Source organism: Pseudomonas sp. I8001 (genome assembly GCF_013385345.1).
Lineage (GTDB): Bacteria > Pseudomonadota > Gammaproteobacteria > Pseudomonadales > Pseudomonadaceae > Aquipseudomonas.
Map to the genome: position 1 here is coordinate 37,993 of NZ_JACAQC010000034.1, position 25,945 is coordinate 63,937.

Annotated in this window: 25 protein-coding genes; 14 read left to right on the forward strand and 11 right to left on the reverse strand. The window is 60.7% G+C overall.

All coding sequences use genetic code 11. The features are described 5' to 3' along the window. The first annotated feature begins 267 nt into the window (after positions 1–267). From HX839_RS23110 to HX839_RS23135, 6 genes are all read left to right on the forward strand, one after another. Positions 268–801: an ATP-dependent zinc protease gene (locus tag HX839_RS23110; RefSeq protein WP_087695201.1), complete on the forward strand. Its 534-nt coding sequence runs from the start codon at positions 268–270 to the stop codon at positions 799–801. 5 nt (positions 802–806) lie between these two features. Beyond that, positions 807–2,339, forward strand: coding sequence for an inactive transglutaminase family protein (locus tag HX839_RS23115; RefSeq protein ID WP_003214971.1), 1,533 nt, complete (start codon positions 807–809; stop codon positions 2,337–2,339). After that, positions 2,339–3,325, forward strand: a complete 987-nt coding sequence (locus HX839_RS23120; RefSeq protein ID WP_003214969.1) for an alpha-L-glutamate ligase-like protein — start codon at positions 2,339–2,341, stop codon at positions 3,323–3,325. The genes HX839_RS23115 and HX839_RS23120 overlap by 1 nt, the downstream gene beginning before the upstream one ends. A gap of 5 nt (positions 3,326–3,330) precedes the next feature. Beyond that, on the forward strand, positions 3,331–4,671 hold the full coding sequence (gene pabB, locus HX839_RS23125) for an aminodeoxychorismate synthase component I (RefSeq protein ID WP_177067722.1): 1,341 nt from the start codon (positions 3,331–3,333) through the stop codon (positions 4,669–4,671). 228 nt (positions 4,672–4,899) lie between these two features. Then, positions 4,900–5,202 carry a type II toxin-antitoxin system HigB family toxin gene (locus HX839_RS23130; protein WP_177067726.1) on the forward strand — a complete coding sequence of 101 codons (303 nt, stop codon included), beginning with the start codon at positions 4,900–4,902 and terminating at the stop codon, positions 5,200–5,202. Next, positions 5,202–5,558 (forward strand): type II toxin-antitoxin system HigA family antitoxin, encoded by a 357-nt coding sequence (locus tag HX839_RS23135; protein ID WP_087695204.1) that lies wholly within the window; start codon positions 5,202–5,204, stop codon positions 5,556–5,558. The genes HX839_RS23130 and HX839_RS23135 overlap by 1 nt, the downstream gene beginning before the upstream one ends. A 115-nt stretch (positions 5,559–5,673) precedes the next feature. Here the strand turns inward: HX839_RS23135 and thrH are convergent, their stop codons facing one another. Beyond that, on the reverse strand, positions 5,674–6,291 hold the full coding sequence (gene thrH / locus HX839_RS23140; RefSeq protein WP_102368354.1) for a bifunctional phosphoserine phosphatase/homoserine phosphotransferase ThrH: 618 nt from the start codon (positions 6,289–6,291) through the stop codon (positions 5,674–5,676). 152 nt (positions 6,292–6,443) lie between these two features. Between thrH and HX839_RS23145 the strand changes: the two genes are divergently transcribed. The 3 genes from HX839_RS23145 to HX839_RS23155 all read left to right on the forward strand — a co-directional run bounded on the left by HX839_RS23145 (position 6,444) and on the right by HX839_RS23155 (position 9,802). Beyond that, entirely contained in the window at positions 6,444–7,178 is a 735-nt protein-coding gene (locus tag HX839_RS23145; RefSeq protein WP_003214958.1) for a phosphoadenylyl-sulfate reductase, read from the forward strand. Positions 7,179–7,530: 352 nt separating this feature from the next. Continuing rightward, entirely contained in the window at positions 7,531–9,060 is a 1,530-nt protein-coding gene (locus HX839_RS23150; protein ID WP_177067723.1) for an NCS1 family nucleobase:cation symporter-1, read from the forward strand. Positions 9,061–9,073: 13 nt separating this feature from the next. Next, the gene (locus HX839_RS23155) at positions 9,074–9,802 is read left to right on the forward strand and encodes an aspartate/glutamate racemase family protein (protein WP_003214954.1); all 729 of its coding nucleotides are present in this window, start codon (positions 9,074–9,076) and stop codon (positions 9,800–9,802) included. Positions 9,803–9,920: 118 nt separating this feature from the next. Here the strand turns inward: HX839_RS23155 and HX839_RS23160 are convergent, their stop codons facing one another. After that, entirely contained in the window at positions 9,921–10,844 is a 924-nt protein-coding gene (locus tag HX839_RS23160) for a LysR family transcriptional regulator (RefSeq protein ID WP_102605104.1), read from the reverse strand. 114 nt (positions 10,845–10,958) lie between these two features. On the opposite strand from HX839_RS23160, the gene HX839_RS23165 reads away from it, so the two are divergent. Together HX839_RS23165 and HX839_RS23170 are read left to right on the forward strand one after the other, a co-directional pair. Continuing rightward, on the forward strand, positions 10,959–11,705 hold the full coding sequence (locus HX839_RS23165; protein ID WP_008432692.1) for a 3-oxoacyl-ACP reductase family protein: 747 nt from the start codon (positions 10,959–10,961) through the stop codon (positions 11,703–11,705). Between the two features lie 120 nt (positions 11,706–11,825). After that, complete coding sequence (locus HX839_RS23170; RefSeq protein WP_003214948.1) at positions 11,826–15,296, forward strand: PAS domain-containing hybrid sensor histidine kinase/response regulator; 3,471 nt, start codon at positions 11,826–11,828, stop codon at positions 15,294–15,296. 102 nt (positions 15,297–15,398) lie between these two features. Here the strand turns inward: HX839_RS23170 and rmuC are convergent, their stop codons facing one another. Then, a complete protein-coding gene (gene rmuC / locus HX839_RS23175) occupies positions 15,399–16,763 on the reverse strand; it encodes a DNA recombination protein RmuC (protein WP_173406092.1) in 1,365 nt (454 codons plus the stop codon). Between the two features lie 175 nt (positions 16,764–16,938). Then, positions 16,939–17,262 (reverse strand): sel1 repeat family protein, encoded by a 324-nt coding sequence (locus HX839_RS23180; protein ID WP_023659092.1) that lies wholly within the window; start codon positions 17,260–17,262, stop codon positions 16,939–16,941. 846 nt (positions 17,263–18,108) lie between these two features. On the opposite strand from HX839_RS23180, the gene HX839_RS23185 reads away from it, so the two are divergent. From HX839_RS23185 to HX839_RS23195, 3 genes are all read left to right on the forward strand, one after another. Continuing rightward, on the forward strand, positions 18,109–18,333 hold the full coding sequence (locus tag HX839_RS23185; protein ID WP_003214941.1) for a hypothetical protein: 225 nt from the start codon (positions 18,109–18,111) through the stop codon (positions 18,331–18,333). A gap of 265 nt (positions 18,334–18,598) precedes the next feature. Next, positions 18,599–19,081 carry a hypothetical protein gene (locus HX839_RS23190; RefSeq protein ID WP_087695206.1) on the forward strand — a complete coding sequence of 161 codons (483 nt, stop codon included), beginning with the start codon at positions 18,599–18,601 and terminating at the stop codon, positions 19,079–19,081. A gap of 146 nt (positions 19,082–19,227) precedes the next feature. Continuing rightward, positions 19,228–20,517, forward strand: a complete 1,290-nt coding sequence (locus tag HX839_RS23195; RefSeq protein ID WP_177067724.1) for an OmpP1/FadL family transporter — start codon at positions 19,228–19,230, stop codon at positions 20,515–20,517. 65 nt (positions 20,518–20,582) lie between these two features. Here HX839_RS23195 and HX839_RS23200 read toward each other — a convergent pair whose 3' ends face one another. The 7 genes from HX839_RS23200 to cobU all read right to left on the reverse strand — a co-directional run bounded on the left by HX839_RS23200 (position 20,583) and on the right by cobU (position 25,870). Next, positions 20,583–21,134, reverse strand: coding sequence for a glutathione peroxidase (locus HX839_RS23200; protein ID WP_177019645.1), 552 nt, complete (start codon positions 21,132–21,134; stop codon positions 20,583–20,585). A 150-nt stretch (positions 21,135–21,284) separates the two neighbouring features. After that, positions 21,285–22,484, reverse strand: a complete 1,200-nt coding sequence (locus tag HX839_RS23205; protein ID WP_161635735.1) for an MFS transporter — start codon at positions 22,482–22,484, stop codon at positions 21,285–21,287. A 62-nt stretch (positions 22,485–22,546) separates the two neighbouring features. Then, positions 22,547–22,951: a MarR family winged helix-turn-helix transcriptional regulator gene (locus HX839_RS23210; protein ID WP_003214925.1), complete on the reverse strand. Its 405-nt coding sequence runs from the start codon at positions 22,949–22,951 to the stop codon at positions 22,547–22,549. A gap of 42 nt (positions 22,952–22,993) precedes the next feature. Continuing rightward, the gene (locus tag HX839_RS23215; protein ID WP_003214923.1) at positions 22,994–23,722 is read right to left on the reverse strand and encodes an adenosylcobinamide-GDP ribazoletransferase; all 729 of its coding nucleotides are present in this window, start codon (positions 23,720–23,722) and stop codon (positions 22,994–22,996) included. A 2-nt stretch (positions 23,723–23,724) separates the two neighbouring features. Beyond that, on the reverse strand, positions 23,725–24,300 hold the full coding sequence (cobC, locus tag HX839_RS23220) for an alpha-ribazole phosphatase family protein (RefSeq protein ID WP_177067725.1): 576 nt from the start codon (positions 24,298–24,300) through the stop codon (positions 23,725–23,727). Beyond that, positions 24,297–25,352, reverse strand: coding sequence for a nicotinate-nucleotide--dimethylbenzimidazole phosphoribosyltransferase (cobT, locus tag HX839_RS23225; protein ID WP_087695210.1), 1,056 nt, complete (start codon positions 25,350–25,352; stop codon positions 24,297–24,299). Before cobT ends, cobC begins: the two co-directional genes overlap by 4 nt. Next, positions 25,349–25,870, reverse strand: a complete 522-nt coding sequence (gene cobU, locus HX839_RS23230; protein WP_102368348.1) for a bifunctional adenosylcobinamide kinase/adenosylcobinamide-phosphate guanylyltransferase — start codon at positions 25,868–25,870, stop codon at positions 25,349–25,351. Before cobU ends, cobT begins: the two co-directional genes overlap by 4 nt. Positions 25,871–25,945 lie beyond the last annotated feature (75 nt).

Sequence of the window (25,945 nt, forward strand, 5' to 3'; positions counted from 1 at the left end):
CGACACCTTTAAAAGCAATGCCGCAAAAACTAGCCAATCAGCCCCGAATAGTCAAAGAATAAATACACATTGTCGACAATCGTCTAATAACCCGCCTTGCACTCTATCGGGGCATGGCCGGCTGCCAGCGCTGGCGCCAGAAAACCTTCATGTTAGAATGCCGGCCACTTTTGCCTCACATCCCTGGATGAAAAGGCGCACGAGGGAGCTTGCGCAGCAATGCCAGTCGCCTTGAATTGAACATCGCACTGCACCGCGTCAGGATTTATGAGACTCAAGCCCTTCCCCCTTTTGCTTCTACTGTTTATCCCGGGCCTTGGCATTGCAGCCGAGAAGACCGTGTATGGGCTCAATGAATACGCCAAGTTGGCCGGCATTGACCTGGAAGTGGCCGCCAAGCTCGACACCGGGGCCAAGACCGCGTCCTTGAGCGCCCGCGACATCAAGCGTTTCAAGCGCAACGGCGAGTCCTGGGTGCGCTTCTACCTGGCCATCGACACCGCACACTCCCACCCCATCGAGCGTCCCCTGGCCCGCGTGAGCAAGATCAAGCGCCGCGCCGGTGACTACGACCCCGATGAAGACAAGAACTACACCGCCCGTCCAGTCATCGCCCTGGACATCTGCATGGGCACCGCTTTACGCAGTATCGAAGTGAACTTGACTGACCGCAGCGCCTTCCAATACCCGCTGCTGATCGGCTCCGAAGCGCTGAAACGCTTTGATGCGCTGGTCGACCCCAGTCTTAAATACGCGGCGGGCAAACCTGCCTGCGCCTCCGACGCTCATACCGCTGAGTAATTTGAATGCGCTCTCTTAATCTGCACCTGAAAATCCTGATCGCCGTTTTGGTGGTCTTGGGCATTTCGGTCACCGCCTATCAGATTTTCGTGCTGGGGATTCCCGTCACCGAGGACGCCACCGACGACCTGTGGAACATCGACGCCAAGGTCGAGTTCGTCGCCAGCGCCAAGGACCCGGTGAAAATCCAGATGTTCGTGCCGCCCCTGAGCCGCGACTTCGTCAGCCTGAATGAAAGCTTTATCTCGAATAACTACGGCGTCAGCGTCAATCGCCTCGACGGCAACCGCAAGGTCACCTGGTCGGCACGCCGGGCCAAGGGCAACCAGACCCTCTACTACCGCCTGGTGCTGACCAAGCGTTACAGCGGTGAAAAGGTCAAGGTCAAGGGCCCGACCTTCCGCGACAGCATCGCCGTCGAAGGCCCGGAAAAAATCGCCGCCGAAGCCCTGCTGGCGCCGATCCGCCAGCACTCGGCCGACGTCGAGACGTTTATCAGCGAAGCCATCAAGCGCACCAACAACCTCAACGACGACAACGTGAAGCTGCTGCTGGCGGGCGACCCGTCGACGCCGCACAAGGCCAAGATCGTCGAGTTGCTGCTGTCCATCGCCCATGTGCCGGTGGAAAAGGTCCACACCATCCGCCTGGTGGCCGACCAGCCGCAAACCCCGGAACTCTGGCTGCGCAGCTTCAACGGTAATGACTGGCTGTACTTCAACCCCGACACCGGCGAGCAAGGCCTGCCGGCCGACCGCCTGCTGTGGTGGACCGGTGATGAAAACCTGATCACCGTCGACGGAGGCAAGAAGGCCATGGTGACCTTCAGCCTCAACAACAGCGAAATGAACGCGATTCGCCTGGCCAAGCTGACGGACGAAAACACCGACGCCAACTTCCTCGAATACTCGCTGTACGGCCTGCCGCTGCAAACCCAGCAGACCTTCATGATCATGGTGATGATCCCGATTGGCGTGCTGGTGATCCTGATCCTGCGCAACCTGATCGGCCTGCAGACCCTTGGCACGTTTACCCCGGTGCTGATTGCCCTGGCGTTCCGAGAGACACAGCTGGGCTTCGGGATTGTGCTGTTCACCATTATTACGGCGCTGGGGCTGTCGCTTCGGTCTTACCTGGAACACTTGAAGCTGCAGATGCTGCCGAGGCTCTCGGTGGTGCTGACCTTCGTGGTGGTGCTGATCGCCGCCATCAGTCTGTTCAGCCACAAGCTCGGCCTGGAGCGCGGGTTGTCGGTGGCACTGTTCCCGATGGTGATCCTGACCATGACCATCGAACGCCTGTCGATCACCTGGGAAGAACGCGGTGGCGGCCATGCGATGAAAGTCGCGATCGGCACGCTGTTCGCCGCGTCCCTGGCGCACATCATCATGAGCGTGCCGGAACTGATCTACTTCGTGTTCACCTTCCCGGCGATCCTGTTGATCCTGGTGGGCTTCATGCTGGCCATGGGGCGTTATCGCGGCTACCGCCTGACCGAACTGGTGCGTTTCAAGGCCTTCCTCAAGGCTGACTCGTAATGTTCGGCTTCTGGAAGACCTGGAAGGCCCTGGAAGCGCGGGGGATCATGGGCATCAACCGGCGAAATGCCGACTACGTGCTCAAGTACAACAAGCGCAGCCTGTATCCGATCGTCGATGACAAGATCATCACCAAGGAACGGGCCATGGCCGCCGGCATCCACGTGCCGGAAATGTACGGGGTCATTTCCACCGAGAAGGAAATCGACAAGCTCGACGAGATCATCGGCGGGCGCAGCGACTTCGTGATCAAGCCGGCCCAGGGCGCCGGCGGTGACGGTATCCTGGTGATCGCCGACCGTTTTGAAGGGCGCTACCGGACCGTCTCCGGCAAGATCATCAGCCATGAAGAAATCGAGCATCAGATTTCCAGCATCCTCACCGGCCTGTATTCCCTCGGCGGCCACCGTGACCGCGCGCTGATCGAATACCGGGTGGTGCCTGACCAGATCTTCAAAAGCATCAGCTACGAAGGCGTACCGGACATCCGCATCATTGTGCTGATGGGCTACCCGGTGATGGCCATGCTGCGCTTGCCCACCCGCCAGTCCGGCGGCAAGGCCAACCTGCACCAGGGCGCGATTGGCGTGGGTGTCGACCTCGCCACCGGCCTGACCCTGCGCGGCACCTGGCTGAACAACATCATCACCAAGCACCCCGACACCACCAATGCGGTGGACGGCGTGCAACTGCCCAACTGGGACGGGTTCATGAAGCTCGCCGCCGGCTGCTACGAGCTGTGCGGCCTGGGCTATATCGGCGTGGATATGGTGCTGGACCAGGAAAAGGGTCCGTTGATCCTGGAACTTAACGCTCGCCCGGGGCTGAACATCCAGATTGCCAACGACTGCGGCCTGACCTTGCGCACCCATGCCGTGGAGGCTCGACTGGAAGAGCTGAAGGCGGCGGGCGTAACGGAAACACCGGAGGAACGGGTTAAGTTTGTGCAGGAAATGTTTGGGCATATTCCGGCGGTCGAGGGATAAACCCAGTGACCTGCTCCGTACACCCGCTGCCCTACCGGGCCAACCCTGCCGAATACTTTGCAGCAATCCGCCATGCGCCCGGCGCGGTGCTGCTGGACAGTGGCCGACCGGCGGCCGAGCGCGGCCGTTATGACCTGCTGAGCGCCTGGCCCGAGACGACCCTGGCGGTACTGCCCGACGAAAGCGGCAGTGATTTCCTACAGCGCCTGCGGGAAAACCTGACGTTGCTGGGTGAAGCCACGATCCCCGCGCCCTACGAACTGCCGTTTGCCGGCGGCCTCATCGGCTACCTGAGCTACGACTTCGGTCGTCATCTTGAGCACCTGCCGCACCTGGCTGTGGACGACCTGCACCTGCCGGATGCACGCTTTGGCCTGTACGCCTGGGCCTTGATCAGCGATCACCAGGCGCAGACCAGCCAACTGGTGTTCCATCCCAAACTGGCGGAAAGCGAACGGCAGCGCCTGATCGCGCTGTTCGGCCAGCCGACCATCAGCGCATCGGCCACCTTCAAGCTGCAAGGCCCAATGGCCCCGGACGTGACAGCCGACACCTACAAACACGCACTCGCCCGCATCCAGGATTACATCCAGGCGGGTGACTGCTACCAGGTCAACTTTGCCCAACGTTTCCGTGCCCCGTGCAGTGGCGATCCGTGGGTGGCCTACTGCGCCTTGCGCGAAGCCTGCCCGACGCCGTTTTCCGGGTTCCAGAGCCTGCCGGACGACGGCGCAGTGTTGAGCTTGTCGCCGGAACGCTTCGTCAAAATCAGCCAGCGCCAGGTGGAAACCCGCCCGATCAAGGGCACCCGGCCAAGGGGTGCGACGCCTGAGGAAGATGCAGCCAACGCCGCTGAATTGCTGGCCAGCCCCAAGGATCGTGCCGAAAACCTGATGATCGTCGACCTGCTGCGCAACGACCTGGGCCGCACCTGCCGTACCGGCTCGGTGAAAGTGCCGGAGTTGTTCAGCCTGGAAAGCTATCCCAACGTGCATCATCTGGTGAGCAGCGTCACCGGTGAGCTGGCGGACGATAAAGACGCCCTCGACCTGATCGCCGGCAGCTTCCCCGGCGGCTCCATCACCGGCGCACCGAAGATTCGCGCGATGCAGATCATCGACGAGCTGGAGCCGACCCGGCGCGGGTTGTATTGCGGTTCGCTGGTGTATCTGGACGTGCGCGGCGAGATGGACAGCTCCATCGCCATTCGCAGCCTGTTGGTCAAGGATGGTCAGGTGTGCTGCTGGGGCGGCGGCGGGATTGTCGCGGACTCGGAGTGGCAGGCGGAGTATCAGGAGTCGATGACCAAGGTGCGGGTGTTGTTACAAACCTTGGAAAGCCTGTAGCACCCAGCCCCTTCCTGGCTCGCTGACGTAGAGCCACGCAGCAGAAAAGACCTGAATCAGTACCGAAGTAGACGGGGTCGAAGCCGGAGGACAGCGTCCGGTTTCAACCGTCCACCAGCCGTCTGTGAAGGATCACATGAAACGACTGCCTACTTGTCAGGAAAGATTTCCGAGATTGCATCTGCCCTCAACCGCACCTATTATCTCCCAAATTGGGAGGTCGCAGCGATGCGGATAATCGCTCTGTCTGGCCTACGAATATTCTGGGAAAACCACCCTGGTTGCATGGATGCCAAAACGCCGCTGGTCGAGCTGTATCGCCATATGGAAAAAGCTGTTTACCCAACCCCTCAGGCCCTCAAGGCAGAGCTAAGGACAGCGAGCATTCTCAAAGGGGGCAGGGTTGTGTTCAACATAGGCGGCAACAAGTATCGAGTGATCATGGCGATCAATTATCAGCGACAGCTTGCGTTCATACGCTTCGTGGGGACCCACGCGCAATACGATCAGATCAATGCGGAGACCGTGTGATGAACATCAAACCCATTCATTCCCAGGAAGACCTGACCGCTGCGCTCGCGCGCGTCGAACAGCTATGGGAAGCGGAAATCGGCTCGCCCGAGGGTGACGAGCTGGAAATTCTCGCGATACTTATCGAAAAGTACGAAGCGGAGCATTTCCCAATGCCGCCTTCGGATCCCGTAGAAGCGATTAAATTTCGAATGGAGCAACTAGGCCTGACCGCCCGTGACCTGGAGCCTTTCATAGGTCCGAGCGGGCGGGTTTCCGAAGTGTTGAATCATAAGCGCAAGCTGAGCTTGTCGATGATCAAACGCCTGCATGAAGGCTTGCGCATTCCTTATGAGAGTTTGCTGGCAGGGGTCTAGGCTGTGCAGTGGCCATACCGGCCCTATCGCGGGCAAGCCCGGCTCCCACATGGGAGCGCGGTCAACATGTGGGAGCTGGCTTGCCTGCGATGAGGCGTCAGCCACGCCAAATAACTTACAGGCTCAACTGCCGATTCGACGCCTTGATGAACTCTTTCTTCAAGTCCTCAAACGTATGCACCGCCGGGAACTGCGGGAACTCGCGAATCACGTTCTCCGGCGCGTGGAACAGGATCCCACGGTCGGCCTCACCCAGCATGGTGGTGTCGTTGTAGGAATCACCGGCGGCAATCACGCGGTAGTACAGGGTCTTGAAGGCCAGCACCGACTGACGTTTGGGATCTTTCTGACGCAGCTGGTAGCTCACCACCCGGTCACTCTCGTCGGTGATCAACCGGTGGCACAGCAAGGTCGGGAAACCCAGTTGGCGCATCAGCGGCTGGGAGAACTCATAGAAGGTGTCAGACAGGATCACCACCTGGAAGCGCTCGCGCAGCCAATTGACGAACTCGATGGCGCCGTCCAGCGGCTTGAGGGTGGCGATCACTTCCTGGATGTCGGAGAGCTTCAGCCCATGCTCATCAAGAATGCGCAGGCGCTGTTTCATCAGCACGTCGTAGTCGGGGATGTCCCGGGTGGTGGCCCGCAAGGATTCAATACCGGTTTTTTCGGCGAAGGCGATCCAGATTTCCGGAACCAGCACCCCTTCCAGGTCGAGACAGGCAATTTCCACAAGACACTCCCATTTAAAGTTATTGAGTTGAGCGAGCAAAAGGACTGCCGAACTCTAGCGATTCACGCTGGCCGCCGCAACGCAGGCGGGATTTTGTTACCATCGCCCCCCTATAGAGCGCTCAGCGCCACTGACCTGTAGGAACCGTCCTGATGAACCAAGCCTTCGACGTCGCTGAACTCGCCGCGACTTACGCCAACAAATCCGCCCAGGACATTCTCAAGCTGGCCTTCAGCCAGTTTGGCGACGACCTGTGGATCTCTTTCAGCGGTGCCGAGGACGTGGTGCTGGTCGACATGGCCTGGAAGCTGAACAAGAACGTCAAGGTGTTCAGCCTCGACACCGGTCGCCTGCACCCGGAGACCTACCGGTTTATCGAGCAGGTGCGTGAGTTCTACAAGATCGACATCGAACTGATCTCGCCGGACCAGAGCAAGCTGGAACCCTTCGTCAAGGAAAAGGGCCTGTTCAGTTTCTACAAGGACGGCCATGGCGAGTGCTGTGGCGTGCGCAAGATCGAACCGCTGCGCCGCAAGCTGTCCGGTGTGAGCGCCTGGGCCACCGGCCAGCGCCGCGACCAGAGCCCCGGCACCCGCAGCCAGGTGGCCGCGCTGGAAATCGATACGGCTTTTTCCACCCCGGAACGCACCCTGTACAAGTTCAACCCGCTGGCGCAGATGACCAGTGAGGAAGTATGGGGTTACATCCGCATGCTGGAGTTGCCGTACAACAGCCTGCACGAGCGCGGTTTTATCAGCATCGGCTGTGAGCCGTGCACCCGTCCGGTACTGCCGAACCAGCACGAACGCGAAGGCCGTTGGTGGTGGGAAGAAGCAACCCAAAAAGAATGCGGGTTGCACGCCGGGAACATCATCAGCAAGGCGTAACGCCTGAGCCAGAATCCTGTACACAGAAATGTCACCATCGGTGCCATTTTTGTGTGCACTTATAAAATCCTGCACCGAAAAGTTACATCCTCCCTCGTCACACCTCTTCTTAAATCCCCGCCCCTCTCTGCACCACAAAATAAATAGCTGTTCAAACGGTCAATTTATATCGCTTTAAATTCAGTCTGTTATTTCCAATCACGCTAAAAACCAAATCGCCGTGTATTTCACCCGGCGAAAATCTGGCACGCATGTGGCTTAAGGCAAAACACACTTTGTATACAATTAATAAAAAAGATACATACACTTTGACATCAGCCGCTCTCCTGCTGATGTCCAGGAGCCTGCCGGAATGCGTACAAGTCTCTCCAATAACATCGCACTGGATCTGCCCTCCTCCACCCTGAACGCCGAGGCCACGAGCCCCGGCCCGTTGGTCCTCAGCCCGCGCCTGCACAACAAGGACCTGGCGCCTACCAAGGCCGAAGGCCGGCGCTGGGGCCGCTACAGCATCTTTGCCTTGTGGACCAACGATGTGCACAACATCGCCAACTACTCCTTCGCCATCGGCCTGTATGCGCTGGGCCTGGGTGGCTGGCAGATTCTGCTGTCCCTGGGGATCGGCGCGGCGCTGGTGTACTTCTTCATGAACCTGTCGGGCTATATGGGGCAGAAGACCGGCGTACCGTTTCCAGTGATCAGCCGCATCAGTTTTGGCATCCATGGTGCGCAGATCCCGGCACTGATTCGTGCGGTGATCGCGATTGCCTGGTTCGGGATACAGACCTACCTGGCCTCGGTGGTTTTCCGCGTGCTGTTGACGGCGGTTCATCCAGGTTTTGCCGACTACGACCACAACTCGATCCTCGGCCTGTCCACCCTGGGCTGGGCGTGTTTTGTGGCGATCTGGTTTGTGCAGCTCGCCATCCTCGCCTATGGGATGGAGATGGTGCGCCGCTATGAAGCCTTCGCCGGGCCGGTGATTCTGCTGACAGTAGCGTCCCTGGCCGGCTGGATGTATTTCCAGGCGGACGGCCACATTGCCTGGGCCATTCGCGAGCCGCTGACCGGTGGTGAGATGTGGCGCAATATCTTTGCCGGCGGCGCGCTGTGGCTGGCGATCTACGGCACGCTGATCCTGAATTTCTGCGACTTCGCCCGCTCCTCGCCGTGCCGCAAGACCATCAAGGTCGGCAACTTCTGGGGACTGCCGGTGAATATCCTGGTGTTCGCGGCCATCACCGTGCTGCTGTGCGGCGGGCAGTTCCACCTCAATGGCCGGGTGATTGAGAGCCCTACGGAAATCATTGCGGCGATACCCAACACATTCTTCCTGGTGCTGGGCTGCCTGGCGTTCCTGATTGTGACCGTGGCGGTGAACATCATGGCCAACTTCGTCGCGCCGGCCTTTGTGCTGAGCAACCTGGCGCCCAAGTACCTGAACTTCCGCCGCGCCGGGCTGATCAGCGCCACCGTGGCGGTGTTGATCCTGCCGTGGAACCTCTACAACAGCCCGCTGGTGATCGTGTATTTCCTCTCGGGGCTGGGCGCACTGCTGGGGCCGTTGTACGGGGTGATCATGGTCGACTACTGGTTGATCCGCAAAAGCCAAGTGGACGTGCCGCAGCTGTATAGCGAAGACCCGAATGGCGCTTATTACTACAGCCGCGGGATCAATTTGCGCGCCGTGGCGGCCTTCATTCCTGCCGCGGTGATCGCCATTCTCCTGGCCCTGCTGCCCGGTTTCGCCCTCGTCTCGCCCTTCTCCTGGCTGATTGGCGCCGGTATTGCAGGGCTGCTGTACCTGCTGTTCGCCAAGCGCCAGCCGTACTACGCCGATGTGAGCGGCGAAAGCATTGCAGTCGATAACGTCAGTCATTAAGTAAGGACATTCCATGCGCATCCTTGTGGTCAACGTCAACACCACCGAGTCCATCACCGAGGCCATCGCCAAACAGGCACGGGCGGTGGCGTCCCCCGGCACCGAGATCGTCGGCCTGACTCCGTTTTTCGGTGCCGAATCGGTGGAAGGCAATTTCGAAAGCTACCTGGCGGCCATCGCGGTGATGGACCGGGTGATGGCTTACGACCAGCCGTTCGATGCGGTAATCCAGGCCGGCTACGGCGAACATGGCCGCGAAGGCTTGCAGGAGTTGCTCAACGTGCCGGTGGTGGACATCACCGAAGCGGCCGCCAGCACCGCGATGTTCCTCGGACATGCCTACTCCGTGGTGACGACTTTGGACCGCACCGTGCCGCTGATCGAGGACCGGCTGAAACTGGCCGGCTTATACCAGCGGTGCGCGTCGGTACGGGCCAGCGGCATGGCGGTATTGGAACTGGAGGAAGACCCGCTGCGGGCCATGGAGGCCATCGTGCGCCAGGCTGAATTGGCGATCAGCGAAGACAAGGCCGAAGTGATCTGCCTGGGCTGCGGCGGCATGGCCGGGCTGGATGAGCAGATTCGCTACCGCACGGGTGTGCCGGTGGTGGACGGTGTGACCTCGGCTGTCACGATTGCCGAAGGCTTGGTGCGGTTGGGACTGTCGACCTCGAAGATCCGCACGTATGCGACGCCGAGGCCGAAGAAAGTGATCGGCTGGCCCGGAAAGTTCGGACATTGAAGATCCAAAATGTGGGAGCGGGCTTGCTCGCGAAAGCGGTGGATCAGTCGATGCATGTGGTGACTGTCACACCGCCTTCACGAGCAAGCCCGCTCCCACACTTTGATCCCCACAAGGATCAAATGGCGCTGAACCGCCGCCCCAACTCGCGTTCGACAAACTGCTCCAGGATGAAATCCACAAACGCCCGGGTCTTGCCGGGCAGCAGCTTGTGTTCGGCGTAGTACAGCGAGATGTTGCCGTCGTCGACATACCAGTCGGGCAGCACTCGCACCAGTTGGCCGCTGTCCAGATACGGCACCGCCATCGGCATGCTGACCAGCGCAATCCCCAGGCCCTGGGCACTGGCGCAGCAGGCAGCGCCCGAGTCGCTCATGGTCATGCGCGGCTTGAGCACCAGCGGGCGTTGTTCGCGCGTGCGGTGGGTGAGTTGCCACGAACGCACGCGGCCGGTTTGCGGTGAGCGGATCAGGATGCCGTTGCACACAGACAAGTCCTCCGGCGCGACCACCGGCTTGCGTTTGGCGAGGTATTCCGGTGAGGCCAGCAGGATCCGGTGCGCCGGCGCCAGCTTGCGCGCGACCACGCCCTGGGGCAGCTCAAAACCACCGCCGATCGCGGCATCGAAACCCTGGCCGATCAGGTCCACCTGGCGGTTATCGAAATGCCAGTCGGGGTTGATATCAGGAAAGCGCTTTAGAAACTCCCCCAGCAACGGCACCACATAACGGTTGCCGAACACCGTGCCCATGCTCACTTTCAGCGTGCCCACTGGCCGCCCTTCGGCACTGGCCAGGTTAGCCACGGCGTTTTGAATGGTGGTGAGGCTGCCGCTGACTTCTTCGAGGAAGAGCTTGCCGGCCTCAGTCAGCGTCAGGCGCCGGGTACTGCGCTGGAACAGCCTTACACCCAGGCGCGCCTCCAGCTTGGCCACACTTTTGCCCACGGCCGCCGGGGTCAGGCTCAGGTGCCGGGCAGCCTCGGCAAAACTGCCGCCTTCGGCGCTGCGCACGAAGCATTCGATACTGCCAAAGCTTTCCATATCGCCCCACTCTAAACTTTTGGTTTACACAGACTATAGCAATCACGGTCTACCGGGCGCGCCGGGTGAGGTCGATACTCGACTCCAACCTCAACACACCTTTTGGAGAACGACATGACCACACAAAACCTCAGCGGCAAAGTCGCCTTGATCCAGGGCGGTTCCCGCGGTATCGGCGCCGCCATCGTCAAGCGCCTGGCCGCACAGGGCGCTGCCGTCGCCTTTACCTACGTCAGTTCGGCTGCCAAGGCTGAAGAGTTGCAGAACAGCGTGATCAGCCAAGGCGGCAAAGCCCTGGCGATTCATGCCGACAGCGCCGACGCAGACGCCATCCGCAGCGCCGTCAACGCCACCGTCGAAGCGTTCGGGCGCCTGGATATCCTGGTCAACAACGCAGGCGTGCTGGCCGTCGGCCCGCTGGAAGATTTCAAGCTGGAAGACTTCGACCGCACCCTCGCCATCAACGTACGCAGCGTATTTGTCGCCACCCAGGAAGCCGCGCGGCACATGGGCGAAGGTGGCCGCATCATCAACATCGGCAGCACCAATGCCGATCGCATGCCGTTTGCCGGTGGCGGCCCGTACGCCATGAGCAAATCGGCGCTGGTCGGCCTGACCAAAGGCCTGGCCCGCGACCTGGGCCCACGGGGCATCACCATCAATAACGTGCAGCCAGGCCCGGTGGACACCGACATGAACCCGGCAAGCGGTGATTTCGCCGAAAGCCTGATCGGCTTCATGGCCGTGGGCCGTTATGGCCATGTAGAAGAGATCGCCAGTTTCGTCGCCTATCTGGCAGGCCCTGAGGCCGGCTACATCACCGGCGCCAGCCTGACCATCGACGGCGGTTTCGGCGCCTGAACCAACGCTGCGACATCACACCACGCTCCGACCTTGGTCGACACTGACTAACGCCAAGCATCATGCGAGACTGTTCGCCCGGGCCGGGAATGCCCGGGCGTTCTTATGTCTGGAGTTCTCATGACGCTGTCCAGCGGGCTGATCGCCGCCGTTGCCCTGGCCTATATGGCCATTATGTTTGCCATCGCCTTTTACGGTGACCGTCGCCATGCGCCGCTGCCGCCGCGGATGCGTGCCTGGGTGTATAGCCTGTCGCTGGCGGTGTATTGCACCAGTTGGACATTCTTTGGTGCCGTAGGCCAGGCGGCCGAACAGTTGTGGGCGTTTTTACCGATCTACCTGGGACCGGTGCTGCTGTTGGTGCTCGCGCCGTGGGTCCTGCAGAAGATGGTGCTGATCAGCAAGCAGGAAAACATCACCTCCATCGCCGACTTTATCGCCGCCCGTTACGGCAAATCCCAATCCCTCGCGGTGGTGGTGGCGCTGATCTGCCTGGTGGGCGTCCTGCCTTATATAGCCTTGCAACTCAAAGGCATCGTGCTGGGGGTGAACCTGCTGATCGGCGCCAGCGCCGACACTACCGGCACCCGCTCCCAGGACACGGCGCTGATCGTGTCGCTGGTATTGGCGTTGTTCACCATTGTGTTCGGTACCCGCAACCTGGACGCCACGGAACACCACCGCGGCATGGTGCTGGCGATTGCCTTTGAATCGTTGGTCAAGCTGTTCGCGTTTCTCGCCGTCGGTGCGTTTGTGACCTACGGCCTGTACGACGGTTTCGACGATTTGTTCAGCCAGGCGATGCTCGCGCCACGGCTGGAGGAATACTGGAAAGAGACCGTCAACTGGCCCTCGATGGTGGTGCAGACCGGTGTCGCGATGATGGCGATCATCTGCCTGCCCCGGCAGTTTCACGTCACCGTGGTGGAAAATATCGACCCGCAGGACCTGCGCCTGGCCAAGTGGGTATTCCCGGCCTACCTGATCCTGGCCGCCCTGTTTGTCATCCCGATTGCCCTCGGCGGGAAGATGCTGCTGCCGGGCTCGGTATTACCGGACTCCTACGTGATCAGCCTACCGTTGGCCGAAGCCCATCCGGCGCTCGCCGTGCTGGCGTTTATCGGCGGCGCCTCGGCGGCTACGGGCATGGTGATCGTCGCGAGCATCGCCCTGTCGACCATGGTCTCCAACGACATGCTGCTGCCCTGGCTGCTGCGCCGTTCCAGTGCCGAGCGGCCGTTCGAAGTGTTCCGCCACTGGATGCTGTCGGTACGCCGGGTGAGCATTGTCATCATCCTGCTGCTGGCTTACGTCAGTTACCGGCTGCTGGGGTCCTCCGCCAGCCTTGCAACCATTGGCCAGATTGCGTTCGCCGCCGTGACCCAGCTGGCACCGGCGATGCTGGGTGCGCTGTACTGGAAACAGGCCAACCGGCGCGGCGTGTTTGCCGGATTGGCGGCGGGTACGTTCCTGTGGTTCTACACCTTGGTCCTGCCGGTCACCGCGAAAAGTCTGGGCTGGTCGTTCAGCCTTTTCCCGGGCATGACGTGGCTGCATTCGCACCCGCTGGGCTTGTCTGTAACTTCTCTGACGCTGGGCACCGTATTTTCCCTGGCGGGTAACTTCACGTTGTTCGTGTGGGTCTCGATGCTGTCCCGCACGCGGGTGTCGGAGCATTGGCAGGCCGGGCGTTTTATTGGCCAGGAAATCAGCCAGCGGGCCAGCGCCCGCTCAATGCTTTCGGTGCAGATCAATGATTTGCTCAGCCTCGCAGCGCGGTTTGTCGGTGAAGAACGGGCTCACCAGAGTTTTGTGCGCTTCGCCTATCGCCAAGGCAAAGGGTTTAACCCCAACCAGAACGCCGACAATGACTGGATTGCCCACACCGAACGCCTGTTGGCCGGCGTGCTCGGTGCGTCGTCGACCCGGGCGGTGGTGAAAGCCGCCATTGAAGGCCGGGAAATGCAGTTGGAGGACGTAGTTCGCATCGCCGACGAAGCGTCGGAAGTACTGCAGTTCAACCGGGCACTGCTGCAAGGCGCCATCGAAAACATCACCCAGGGCATCAGCGTGGTCGACCAGTCCCTGCGGCTGGTGGCGTGGAACCGGCGGTATCTGGAGCTGTTCAATTACCCCGAAGGCCTGATCAGTGTGGGCCGGCCGATAGCCGACATCATTCGCTACAACGCCGAGCGCGGGCTGTGCGGCCCGGGCGAGGCCGAAGTGCACGTGGCGCGCCGCCTGCACTGGATGCGCCAGGGCCGTGCGCATACCTCCGAGCGGCTGTTTCCCAATGGCCGGGTGATCGAACTGATCGGCAACCCGATGCCGGGTGGCGGGTTTGTGATGAGCTTCACCGACATCACCGCGTTCCGCGAAGCCGAGCAGGCGTTGACCGAGGCCAATGAAGGCCTGGAACAGCGGGTGACCGAGCGAACCCACGAACTGTCGCAACTCAACGTCGCGCTGACCGATGCCAAGGGCGTGGCCGAGACCGCCAGCCAGTCGAAAACCCGGTTCCTCGCAGCGGTCAGTCACGACTTGATGCAACCGTTGAACGCCGCAAGATTGTTCTCTGCTGCCCTCTCCCATCAGAACGACGGCATGTCGCCGGATGCCCGGCAGTTGGTGCAGCATCTGGACAGCTCGTTGCGTTCGGCGGAAGACCTGATCAGCGACCTGCTGGATATTTCGCGCCTGGAAAACGGCAAGATCAATCCGCAGCGCCAACCCTTCGTGCTCAATGAACTGTTCGATACGCTGGGCGCCGAGTTCAAGGCGCTGGCTCAGGAGCAGGGTTTGCGCTTCCGCCTGCGGGGCAGCCGTTTGCGGGTCGACAGCGACATCAAGTTGCTGCGGCGGGTGTTGCAGAATTTCCTCACCAACGCGTTCCGGTATGCCGACGGGCCGGTGCTATTGGGTGTGCGGCGCCGTCGCGGCGAGTTGTGCCTGGAAGTATGGGACCGTGGTCCCGGGATTCCCCAGGACAAGCAAAAAGTCATCTTCGAGGAATTCAAACGCCTGGACAGTCACCAGACCCGTGCCGAGAAAGGCCTGGGACTGGGCCTGGCGATTGCCGATGGCCTGTGCCGCGTGCTCGGGCACCGCTTGAGCGTGCGTTCATGGCCGGGCAAAGGCAGCGTGTTCAGCGTGCGTGTGCCGTTGGCGCGCACTCAGGTCAGCGCGCCTGCCAAGCCGGCGCAGGAAAGCGGCCAGCCGTTGAGCGGTGCACAGGTCCTGTGTGTGGATAACGAAGAAAGCATCCTGATCGGCATGCGCAGTTTGCTCACGCGCTGGGGCTGTGAAGTCTGGACCGCCCGCGACCAGGCGCAATGTGCCGCGTTGCTGGCCGAGGGTGTGCGGCCGCAACTGGCCCTGGTGGATTACCACCTCGACCACGGCGAGACCGGCACCGAGTTGATGGGCTGGCTGCGGGCACAACTGGCAGAGCCGATTCCGGGTGTGGTGATCAGTGCCGACGGGCGGCCGGAGATGGTGGCCCAGGTGCATGCGGCAGGGTTGGATTACCTGGCCAAGCCGGTGAAGCCGGCGGCGTTGCGGGCCTTGTTGAGCCGGCACCTGCCGCTTTAGCCCATGTGGGAGCTGGCTTGCCTGCGATGGCATCGCCTCGGTGTATCTGGAGGAACGAGGCGCCTGCATCGCAGGCAAGCCAGCTCCCACAGAGACCGGTGACTATTCTGGCAACTGCGCCACGCCGTCTTCATCGGTCATCGCCCGTTCCAGCAGGTCGGCCGGCAGGCTTTTGCTGGCGCGGGCGCCGAGCAGCTTCAGTTGCTCGGTACGGCTCACCAGGTTTCCGCGTCCGTCGGTCAGCTTGTTGCGCGCTGCGCTGTAGGCTTTGTCCAACTGCTGCAGGCGGTTGCCTACCTCGTCCAGGTCCTGGATAAACAGCACGAACTTGTCGTACAGCCAACCGGCGCGCTCGGCAATTTCCCGGGCGTTCTGGCTTTGCCGTTCCTGTTTCCACAGGCTGTCGATCACCCGCAAGGTGGCCAACAGCGTGGTCGGGCTGACGATCACGATGTTGCGGTCGAAGGCTTCCTGGAACAGGTTCGGCTCGGCTTGAAGCGCCGCCGAAAATGCGGCTTCAATGGGCACGAACAGCAGCACGAAATCCAGGCTGTGCAGGCCTTCCAGACGTTTGTAGTCCTTGCCGGCCAGGCCTTTGACGTGGTTGCGCAAGGACAGTACGTGCTGCTTGAGGGCTGCCTGGCCGATCGCCTGGTCGTCCTCGGCGACGTACTGTTGATAGGCGGTCAGGCTGACCTTGGAGTCCACCACTACCTGCTTGTCCCCCGGCAGCATGATCAACACGTCGGGCTGGAAGCGTTCGCCGTCCGGGCCTTTGAGGTTGACCTGGGTCTGGTACTCGCGGCCCTTTTCCAGACCGGCATGTTCCAGCACCCGCTCCAGGATCAACTCGCCCCAGTTGCCCTGGGTTTTCTGGCCCTTGAGGGCGCGGGTCAGGTTGGTGGCTTCATCGGACAGGCGCAGGTTCAGCTGTTGCAGGCGCTCCAGCTCCTTGGCCAGGGAAAACCGCTCGCGGGCTTCGCTCTGGTAGCTTTCTTCGACACGCTTTTCGAACGACTGGATGCGCTCCTTGAGCGGGTCGAGCAATTGGCCGAGGCGCTGCTGGCTGGTTTCGGCGAAGCGTTGCTCGCGCTCGTCGAAGATCTTCCCGGCGAGTTCAGCGAACTGCGCGCGCAGCTCATCACGGGAACCTTGCAGGTCACTGAGGCGTTGCTGATGGCTTTCCTGTTGCTCGCGCAATTCGGCGCGCAGGGACGCGGACAAGGCATCCAGGCGGCGTAGTTCGGTTTCCTTGGCGGAACGGTCGAGGTTCCAGGCGTGGGCGGCGTCGCGGGCGTTGTCACGGTCGATCTGCAGCAGTTCGACTTCCCGGCGCACGGCGGCCAGATCAGCCTGTTTGGCAGCGTTGGCCTGGCTCAGGTCGCTGATTTCGTCACGGCTGGCGTCCAACTGCGCGGCGAGCCCTTCCTGGGCCAGTTGTGCGGTGGCCAGGCGCTCTTCGAGCAATTCCCAGCCGGCCATTCGCGCGCTCAGTCGGCGCTGAATCTGCCAGCACAGCCCCAACAGCGGCAACCCAGCAGCGGCGAGACCCAGCACAACACTGGTCCAGTCAAAAGCCATAGCGATTCCTGCCGTCACCCGAAAAGAAGAAGGTTAACCAAGCCAGCGCATTGAGGACAGCTCAGTCTTCGATCTGGCCCAGTTCACGCTGGGCGATGCGGTCACCGGCGCGGGCGGCCTGGCGCAGCAGTTCGTGGCCGATACGGCGGTCGCGGGCATTGCCGCACTCGCGGCACATCAACTGGCCCAGACGGCTTTGCGCCACCACCACGCCAGCACGAGCCGGTTGCTTGAGCAAATGCCCTGCAAAATGTTTGACGTTGGGGCTGTGGCCCAGGCGCGGGCTGTCGAGCAACCACAAGGCAACTTTCAGGGAAAAACGCTTGGGTGCGGTAACAACCTGAGGGCTGTCGGTAACAGAAGGTGATACTGAGCGAAACTTCATAAAGCACTGTGGGACAGAACGGAAGGCGCGCCACTCTACTCTTTTTTTCGTACAGGTAAAGCTGAAAAAAGCCTGCACGCCCGTTCTAGAGCAAGCGCTTGGGACAATCCACAGAAGCTGTGGATAACTCAGTGGACAACCGTTCTGTAAGTCCCGCAAAGGCCCATGGAACGGGGGCCGCAGTCAAACTGACGATTTTTTCACCAATAAAAAAAAGCTCGATTTTTCATTGACTTAAATTTTAGTTGCAGGCACCCGGGCGCTTTGCGGGGCGTATGTCAGTTCAGTTACACAGGGCGCCACCAATGTGCACAACTACCCACTCGCCGGTTATATCAACCGCGTTTTTTGCTCAGGCAGCGGCTGAGGAATGTTACCGCAGGCCCAGGACCCGAAAAGTTTTTTGCCTATCACACTTCCTTTCATCGTTTCAATCCGTTACTATCCGCGGCGTTAGTACCAAGCTGAAAGTCAATTCTGGTCGAACAACTCCCTCACGGCACCGCCGACAAAAAGGGATCGACCACCTCGATGGTTTCCAGGTATCACTTGCGACGACACGGCCTTTGAACAATGCAAAGGGTGTCGCGAAGTTTCCATACTCTGAAAGAACCAACCTGCAAATTGATCAGGATCTTCACCCCGGGCCCAGAACCTTTGCCCCTGTTGTGTTGCCTGCCCTCCTAAGTACCTACCTGCCAGCCCAAGCGCGCCAACTTAATAGCGCTTCAAACTGGCTGCTTTGTTCCAGTCGGGTTCTTCGTTCGATCAATGGTGATCAACGTCACTGGAACGTTTTAACGTTGCACGGTTCTTAACCGTGTCATTTGTAGGAACGCCAATAATATGTCCACTCAAATCCACACTCAGGATGCCATTCGCACCCTCACCAACGCTTTTGCACCAATGAACTGCCTGATCATGGCCGCTCGCAAAGGCTGCTTCAGCTTTACCCTGGTCAACGAACACGGCATCGCTCGTCACAGCGAACGCCTGTACCCCGATCAATACTCCAGCGCAGAACCGCTGCAGGCCGTGATCGATCGTACTCGCCAGGCACTGGTTGCCTGATCGACCCGAATCGCTGAAACACAAAAACCCCGGTTAAAACCCGGGGTTTTTTATTGCCTGAAATTCAGGCGCGCTAAGTTTAAATTGATATAAACGATATAACTAAATGATGAAAATATTTTAAAAACAGTCCTTTACATCGTAAATATGACACTACACTTCAACTCAAGCGGCATGATCCGCTTCCGGCGGACCTGAGATCCGATTCACCGCTGCCAAGCCCTCGCTCAGGTATCGCCGATTAATTTCATGGATTGAGGCATTTATGGGCATCGCCGCCAGCGAATTGTGTCGTTATGTGATCCGGCCCACCCTGCTTTACCTGGGTCGCCATAACCAGACGGCTGAATCCCTGCTGCTGGGCATCGCCGCCAGCCAGTCGGCACTCGGTTCAGCCCTGCACGACCGCCGCGGCCATGGCCTCTACAGCATCACCGAGCCGCGTCATCGCGCGCTGTGGGATAACTACCTGGCGCTGGACCCCGAGCGCGCCAGCCTGGTACGCGGACTCGCCAGCCAGCATGCCTTCCTCAGCGGGCCGCAGCTTGAGCTGACGGTCAACCTGCGTTACGCCACCGCCATCGCCTGGCTGCTGGTGGAACAACACCGCCCAAACCTGCCACCGGCCGACGACGTATTGGCGATGGCGCGTATCTGGAAAGAAATATTTCACCCTCAAGGCCGGCTCCGGGATTTCACCCAGGCCTGGCAAACCTGTGTTTCACCCATGAATCACGTCGCCTGTTGACCGGGCGATTTGCAAGATTCGGCTAAAAACGTTGATTTTGGTCGGATTGTCCTACAAAACCGCTCTATCTCCTGTGTTTGAGCCTATAGCGCAAACATAAATTTATTGTTACTTTCCGCAGCGGTGATCACCACGGAGTTCTAATAATGAAAAAAGTAATGCTCAAGACGACACTTAGCCTCGCCGTTGCAATGGCATCCTCCCACGTGTTCGCGAGCGGCTTCGCCCTCAACGAACAAGACGTTGCCGGGATGGGTACCGGTTTTGCGGGACGTTCTTCATCTGCCGATAACGCAAGCACTGTTTATGGCAACCCTGCCGGTATGGCTCGCCTTGAAGGCCAGCAAGTTACAGGTGGTGTTGCAGCGATTGATGCTTCCACCAACATCAAAGATGTCAGTGGTCGCTCCAGCGGTAGCAATAAAGGCGACATGGTCCCCTTCACTGCCGTTCCTTTCGGTTTCTACACCAATAAACTCAATGAGCAATGGGCTGTCGGTTTCGGCGTCTATGCACCCTTTGGCCTGGTGACTGACTACGAAAGCGGCTTCCAGGGCAAAGCATTCGGCAGTAAGAGCGAAGTGAAGGTCATCACCTTCCAGCCAACCGTCAGCTATGCCTTCAACGACCGGGTGTCGATTGGTTTTGGTCCGACTATCAACCGTATCGCCGGTACGCTTGAGTCCGATATCAACCTGCCAATCGCCGGGACCGGCTCCAACAACGTCAAGATCAAGGGTGATGACACCGCACTCGGCTTCAATGCCGGCCTGCTGGTACAAGCCACTGACACCACTCGAGTGGGTCTGACCTATCACTCGAAAGTGAAGTACAAGCTCGAAGGCCATACCGAAGTGACCAAGGGGGCCAACGTTCCCGCCAGTCTCTTGAACAACGGTCGTTACGACGCTTCGTTGAAGATCGACACCCCTGAATCCTGGGATCTGTCTGTTACTCAAGACCTGAGCGACGCCTGGAAACTCTATGCGGGCGCAACATGGACTCGCTGGAGCCGCCTGAAAGACATCACCGTCAATAACGAAGGCGTATCGGCCGCCGCAGGCAGTGGCGCTCTGGCTCCGCAAATTGTCGGCACCATCAAGGAAGACCAGAACTGGCACGACACCTGGGCCTACGCCCTGGGTACTTCGTACCGCGTGACCAAGCAGGTGGTACTGCGTACCGGCCTGACGTTCGACCAGTCGCCGACCAACAACACTGATCGCTCGCCTCGCATCCCTACCGGTGACCGGACGATCTTCAGTCTCGGCCTGGGCTACGACGTCATGCCGAACATGACCGTCGACCTGGCTTACTCCTACCTCAAGGAAGAACCTGTCAAAGTTGCACGCGCTAACGCACTGGGCCAGTCCTACAATGCCAAGTACGAAAACAGCGCCAACGGTTTCGGCCTGGGTGTGACGTACAAGTTCTGATGTAAAGCGACATAAAAAAGCCCCGCACTCTTGCAAAAGAGGCGGGGCTTTTTAGTGGGTGCCCATCAGGGTTTCGAAGCCAGCGCCTCTTCCACCGCCTTGATCAGGTCCGCGCTATCCGGCTTGGTCAGGCTGGAGAAGTTGGCGATCACCTTGCCCTGGCGGTCCACCACGTACTTGTAGAAATTCCACTTCGGCGCACTGCTCTGCTGCGCCAGCATCTTGAACAGATGCACCGCGTCCGGGCCCTTGACCTTCTGTGGTTCGGTCATGGTGAAGGTCACGCCGTAATTAACGTAACAAACCTTGGCAGTTTCCTCCCCGGTCTTGGCTTCCTGCTTGAAGTCATCGGACGGCACGCCAATCACTTCCAGCCCCTGGCCCTTGTAGCGCTGGTACAACGCTTCAAGCCCTTTGAACTGCGGCGCAAACCCGCAGAAGCTGGCGGTGTTGACGATCAGCAGCGGCTTGCCGGCAAAGCGCTGGCACAGGTCGATGGATTCCTTGGCGCGCAGCTTGGGCAACTGGCCTTCAAGCAACGGCGGGCAATCGGCAGCCATGGCGACACCGCCAAAAGCCACCATCAGAGCGGGTACTGCGAACCAGCGCATCTGCATGTGAGGTGTCCTTGAAAAGTCTCAGACACAGAACTTAACAGATCGCCATGCCCAACTGCATCAATGCCAGGCCGCCCTGTTGCCAGCCCCACCACGCCAGCAGCAGCAAGAGTCCTGCTCCTGCTGCGCCGAGCCAATGCCAGGTCGAATTCATGCCACCCCCATTTGCGCCTGCAAACGTGCCACCGGGCGCTCGCGCACCGGCCAGTTCAGCGCCGCTGCCACCAGGCTCAGGACGATTGCCACCTGCCAGATCAAATCGTAGCTGCCGGTTCGATCATAGACCACCCCGCCCAACCAGCCGCCGAGGAACGAGCCCAGTTGATGGAACAGGAACACGATCCCACCTAGCATGGAAAGGTTTCTGACACCAAACAAGGTCGCGACCGTGCCGTTGGTCAGTGGCACCGTGGACAGCCACAGGAAGCCCATCGCCATGCCGAACAGGTAGGCGCTGGTCTGCGTCACCGGCGCCCACAGGAAGATCACGATCACCACCGCACGCAGCAGGTACAAACCGGTCAACAAACGGGGTTTGGACATGCGCCCGCCGAGCCACCCGGCGGTATAGGTGCCAAAGATATTGAACAGGCCGATCAATGCCAGCACGGTCGTCCCCACCGAGGCCGGCAAGTGCTGGTCCACCAGGTACGATGGCAAGTGCACGCCGATAAACACCACCTGGAAACCGCAGACAAAAAAGCCGAACGCCAGCAGCCAGAACCCTGAATGGGAGCAGGCCTCACCCAAGGCTTCGCGCAAGGTCTGCTGGCCAGCCACCGCAGGCAACGGTCGGTCCTTGAGCATGGTCACCAACGGCACGATCAGCGCCACCATCAGGCCCAGCACCAGCAACGCGGCGGACCAGCCAAGCCAGCCGATCAAACCGAGGGTGCCCGGCAACATGGCGAACTGGCCGAACGAGCCGGCGGCGCTGGCGATACCCATGGCCATGCTGCGTTTTTCCGGCGCCACGGCACGCCCCACCACCCCGAGGATCACCGAGAACGAAGTACCCGACAGGCCAATGCCGATCAGCAACCCGGCACTCAGGGACAGCGACCACGCCGAATCCGAAAGGCCCATGAACACCAGGCCCAGCGCGTAAAGCACACCACCGATCATCACCACCTTGGCGGCGCCGAAGCGGTCGGCCAGGGCGCCGGTAAACGGCTGTGCCAGGCCCCAGATCAGGTTTTGCAGGGCGATGGCAAAGGCAAAGGTCTCACGGCCCCAGCCGAATTCGGCACTCATGGGCGCCAGGAACAGGCCGAAGCCATGTCGCACGCCGAGGGACAACGCGAGGATCAGCGCACTCCCCACAAGAATCCAGCCGCTGGTGCGCCACATCGAGGTCATTTCTTATTCTCCGTTCGCGGGTATATACCCGCTTATCATCGAACAAACTCGCGTCAAGCGAGTTCATCCAGCAAGGCCAACAGGGTTTCGCGCTTTTCGGCGCCCAACTTATCAATCAATTTCTGCTGCGCCGCTTCCCAGGCCGGCAATGCGGCGGCGAGCCGTTCGATACCCGCCTCGGTCAGCAAGACCAGGCGGTTGCGCAAGTCATCGCCCTCCACCAACTGCACCAGGCCCTCGCCTTCCAGCACCCGCAGGTTGCGCCCCAGCGTGCTGCGATCCAGGCCCATGGCGTCGGCCAGGCTGGAAATGCTCGGTTGATCGAGGCGCTGCAGATTACACAGTAAAGAATACTGGGCAACGTTGATCCCGAAGCCGTCGAGAGCGCCGTCGTAATGCCTGCTGACGCCACGAGCGGCGCGACGCAGGTTTGTGCATAAACATTGGGAGGCAAGCATGGAGCGTGTATATACCCGGGATTAATGAAATGCAAGAAAGTGTTACAGCACCAGACTGATCAACACCGCCACTTCCAGCAGCTCCAACAGCGCGCCGGCGGTGTCGCCGGTGGTGCCGCCGAGGCGATTGACCATCAATTGGCGCAAGCCGATAAAACAAAGGGCAGCCACCAGCACGGCAATCCCGCCACTGAAACCGCCGATCAAGATACACGCCAGGCCGCTGAGGATCAGCACCTGTTGGCCGACGATCCGTGGCAAATGATCCGCCAGGGCCTGCCCCAGACCACCGGCGCGCACATAACGCGTGGTGAGAAACAGCGCCAGCATCGAAGCGCGGCCAATCAACGGTGCGAGGATCAGCGCGGCGCCGTTGTGCTGCTCGATCAATGCCACCAGCGCGGTGAATTTGAGCAGCAACACCAGGCCCAGGGTGACCACCGCGATCGGGCCGCTGCGCGGGTCTTTCATGATGGTCAGGGTGCGCTCGCGGTCACCGAAGCCACCGAGCCAGGCGTCGGCGCTGTCGGCCAGGCCGTCCAGGTGCAGGCCGCCACTGAGCAGCACCCATGCGGTCAACAGCAGCGCGGCGTGCAGCAGCAATGGCGCGCCCATCAACACGGCGTTCAAGCCCCACAGCAGTAGCCCGAACAGCAGCCCCACCACCGGATAAAACAGCAACGAACGCCCCAGTTCCTGGGGCTGCGGCATGCCCGGCAAGCGAATCGGCAGGCTGCTGAGAAACTGCAAGGCGATCCAGAACGGCAACATGCTCAGCGTCCTTCCCTTAATACGCCATCCGCCTCGACCTGCAGGCTGAACAGGCCACCATGGCCGACTTCGACATTCAACAGTTGCTCACGCGGCAGACCACGTGCCTGGGCCAGCAGCAAACGCATGACTCCACCATGGCTGATCAGCAGCACTCGCTGGCCGGCATAAGCTTGATACAAGCGGCCGACAGCCCCCAAAACACGCGCGGAAAACTGTGAAACCGGCTCGCCCTGCGGCGGCGTGAAACTGTAGGGATCAGCCCAGAACAGGCCCAGCGCGTCGGCGTCGGTTTCCATCAAGGCTGCAGCGCTCTGCCCTTCCCAGGCGCCGAAGTGCAGTTCCTGCAGATCCTTTTCGAGGGTGACCGGCAGGTTCAGGCGCGTGCCCAACTCCTCGGCAAACCGCGCACAACGTTGCAGCGGCGAACTGACCAGACGCTCCCATGGGCCCTGCGCCACCACCGCCTCACGCATCTGCTCCCAGCCCTTGGCCGTGAGCGCATCGTCCAGGCTGCCGCGCAAGCCGCCGCCCAGTTCGGTTTCGCCGTGGCGCAGCAGGTCCAGGTGCAAGGTCATGCCGGGCGATCCGCCACGGCCGCTTCGGCGAAGGTCGCCATTTGCCCGTGCAGTGCGCAGGCCAGGCGCAGCAACGGCACGGCCAGCGCGGCGCCACTGCCTTCGCCCAGGCGCAGGCCGAGTTCCAGCAGTGGTTCGGCATTGAGGCTTTGCAGCACGTGACGATGGCCGGGCTCGGCACCGCGGTGGCCGAACAGCAGCCATTCACGGCAGCCGGGGTTCAGGCGCGTGGCGACCAAGGCGGCGACGGTGCAGATAAAACCGTCCACCAGCACCACGACCCCTTCTTGAGCGCAGGCCAGGTAGGCGCCGACCAGCGCGGCAATTTCAAAGCCGCCGAGGTTGAACAGGGTTTTCAGTGCGTCGTCGCGATCGCTGGCGTGCAGCGCAAGGGCGCGCTCGATGACGGCGACCTTATGGCTGACACCCTGGGCGTTCAGGCCGGTGCCGGGGCCGGTCAAGTCACTGACCTGGCAATCCAGCAGCGCGCAGGCCAGGGCACTGGCGGCGGTGGTGTTGCCGATGCCCATTTCGCCGCCGATAAACAGTTGCGCACCGCTGGTGATAGCGCGGTGCACGCTGTCGCGGCCGGCTTGCAGGGCCAGTTGGCCCTGGGCTTCGGTCATTGCCGGGCCGTTGACGAAGTTGGCGGTGCCGAGACCGATATTCAGGTGGCGGACGCCCGGTAGGTTCAACGTCGGGGTGATGGTGCCGAGGTCGACCACTTCCAGCTTGGCGTCGAGTTGGCGCGCAAGCACGCTGATGGCGGCGCCACCGGTGACGAAGTTGTGAAGCATCTGGCCAGTGACTTCCTGGGGGAAGGCGGAGACACCTTCGGCGACGACGCCGTGGTCGCCGGCAAAGATCGCGATCCACAGGTGGTCGACGCTGGGTTTGACCTGGCCCTGGAGGCCGGCCAGTTGGACGGCCACGGCTTCCAGCCGGCCGAGGGAGCCGGCGGGCTTGGTCAGTTGCTGCTGGCGGGCCAGGGCTTGTTCGTGGGCTTGGGTGTCGATCGTTTTGCAGGGGTTGAGCCACCAGGTGTCGGTCATAACGCAGTACCTTTCAAAGTCAGGGGCAGGCCGGCGACGGTCAGGACAACGCGCTGACAACGTTCGGCCAAGGCTTGATGCAACCAACCGGCTTCATCGACATAGCGGCGAGTCAATTCGCCCAGCGGGACGACACCCATTCCGGTCTCGTTGCTGACAAAAATGATTTCTCCTGGGAGGGTGGCCAGGGTTTGGAGCAAGGCCTCACGCTCTTCTTTGAGACGGTCGGGGTCTTCGAGCATCAGCAGGTTGGTGAGCCATAGGGTCAGGCAGTCAACCAGCAGGCAATGGTTCGGGGTGGCGTTTTCCTTGAGGACACGGGCCAGTTCGATGGGCTCTTCGATCAGGCCCCATTCGGTCGGGCGCCGCTCGCGGTGGTGGGCGACGCGTGCGGTCATTTCGCCGTCCAGGGGTTGGCTGGTCGCTATGTAGGTGACGCTTAGGCCGCTGTCGGTGGCGAGTTTTTCAGCCAGGCGGCTTTTGCCGGAGCGGGCGCCGCCGAGGATCAACTGGAGCATGGGTTGTGCCTCTGTTTTTGACTGTGTGTATATCCGTTATTTCGGTAACGGCATCTATTGGTTCCGCTCTTACAG

Coding starts and splice junctions, on each gene's coding strand:
- HX839_RS23110 (WP_087695201.1), top strand. CDS start 268: ATGAGACTCAAGCCCTTCCCCCTTTTGCTTCTACTGTTTATCCCGGGC.
- HX839_RS23200 (WP_177019645.1), bottom strand. CDS start 21,134: ATGCAGATGCGCTGGTTCGCAGTACCCGCTCTGATGGTGGCTTTTGGC.
- HX839_RS23130 (WP_177067726.1), top strand. CDS start 4,900: ATGCGGATAATCGCTCTGTCTGGCCTACGAATATTCTGGGAAAACCAC.
- HX839_RS23160 (WP_102605104.1), bottom strand. CDS start 10,844: ATGGAAAGCTTTGGCAGTATCGAATGCTTCGTGCGCAGCGCCGAAGGC.
- HX839_RS23185 (WP_003214941.1), top strand. CDS start 18,109: ATGTCCACTCAAATCCACACTCAGGATGCCATTCGCACCCTCACCAAC.
- cobU (WP_102368348.1), bottom strand. CDS start 25,870: ATGCTCCAGTTGATCCTCGGCGGCGCCCGCTCCGGCAAAAGCCGCCTG.
- HX839_RS23215 (WP_003214923.1), bottom strand. CDS start 23,722: ATGTTGCCGTTCTGGATCGCCTTGCAGTTTCTCAGCAGCCTGCCGATT.
- HX839_RS23170 (WP_003214948.1), top strand. CDS start 11,826: ATGACGCTGTCCAGCGGGCTGATCGCCGCCGTTGCCCTGGCCTATATG.
- HX839_RS23195 (WP_177067724.1), top strand. CDS start 19,228: ATGAAAAAAGTAATGCTCAAGACGACACTTAGCCTCGCCGTTGCAATG.
- HX839_RS23155 (WP_003214954.1), top strand. CDS start 9,074: ATGCGCATCCTTGTGGTCAACGTCAACACCACCGAGTCCATCACCGAG.
- HX839_RS23210 (WP_003214925.1), bottom strand. CDS start 22,951: ATGCTTGCCTCCCAATGTTTATGCACAAACCTGCGTCGCGCCGCTCGT.
- HX839_RS23150 (WP_177067723.1), top strand. CDS start 7,531: ATGCGTACAAGTCTCTCCAATAACATCGCACTGGATCTGCCCTCCTCC.
- cobT (WP_087695210.1), bottom strand. CDS start 25,352: ATGACCGACACCTGGTGGCTCAACCCCTGCAAAACGATCGACACCCAA.
- HX839_RS23180 (WP_023659092.1), bottom strand. CDS start 17,262: ATGAAGTTTCGCTCAGTATCACCTTCTGTTACCGACAGCCCTCAGGTT.
- HX839_RS23190 (WP_087695206.1), top strand. CDS start 18,599: ATGGGCATCGCCGCCAGCGAATTGTGTCGTTATGTGATCCGGCCCACC.
- HX839_RS23115 (WP_003214971.1), top strand. CDS start 807: ATGCGCTCTCTTAATCTGCACCTGAAAATCCTGATCGCCGTTTTGGTG.
- HX839_RS23205 (WP_161635735.1), bottom strand. CDS start 22,484: ATGTGGCGCACCAGCGGCTGGATTCTTGTGGGGAGTGCGCTGATCCTC.
- HX839_RS23145 (WP_003214958.1), top strand. CDS start 6,444: ATGAACCAAGCCTTCGACGTCGCTGAACTCGCCGCGACTTACGCCAAC.
- HX839_RS23120 (WP_003214969.1), top strand. CDS start 2,339: ATGTTCGGCTTCTGGAAGACCTGGAAGGCCCTGGAAGCGCGGGGGATC.
- HX839_RS23135 (WP_087695204.1), top strand. CDS start 5,202: ATGAACATCAAACCCATTCATTCCCAGGAAGACCTGACCGCTGCGCTC.
- HX839_RS23165 (WP_008432692.1), top strand. CDS start 10,959: ATGACCACACAAAACCTCAGCGGCAAAGTCGCCTTGATCCAGGGCGGT.
- cobC (WP_177067725.1), bottom strand. CDS start 24,300: ATGACCTTGCACCTGGACCTGCTGCGCCACGGCGAAACCGAACTGGGC.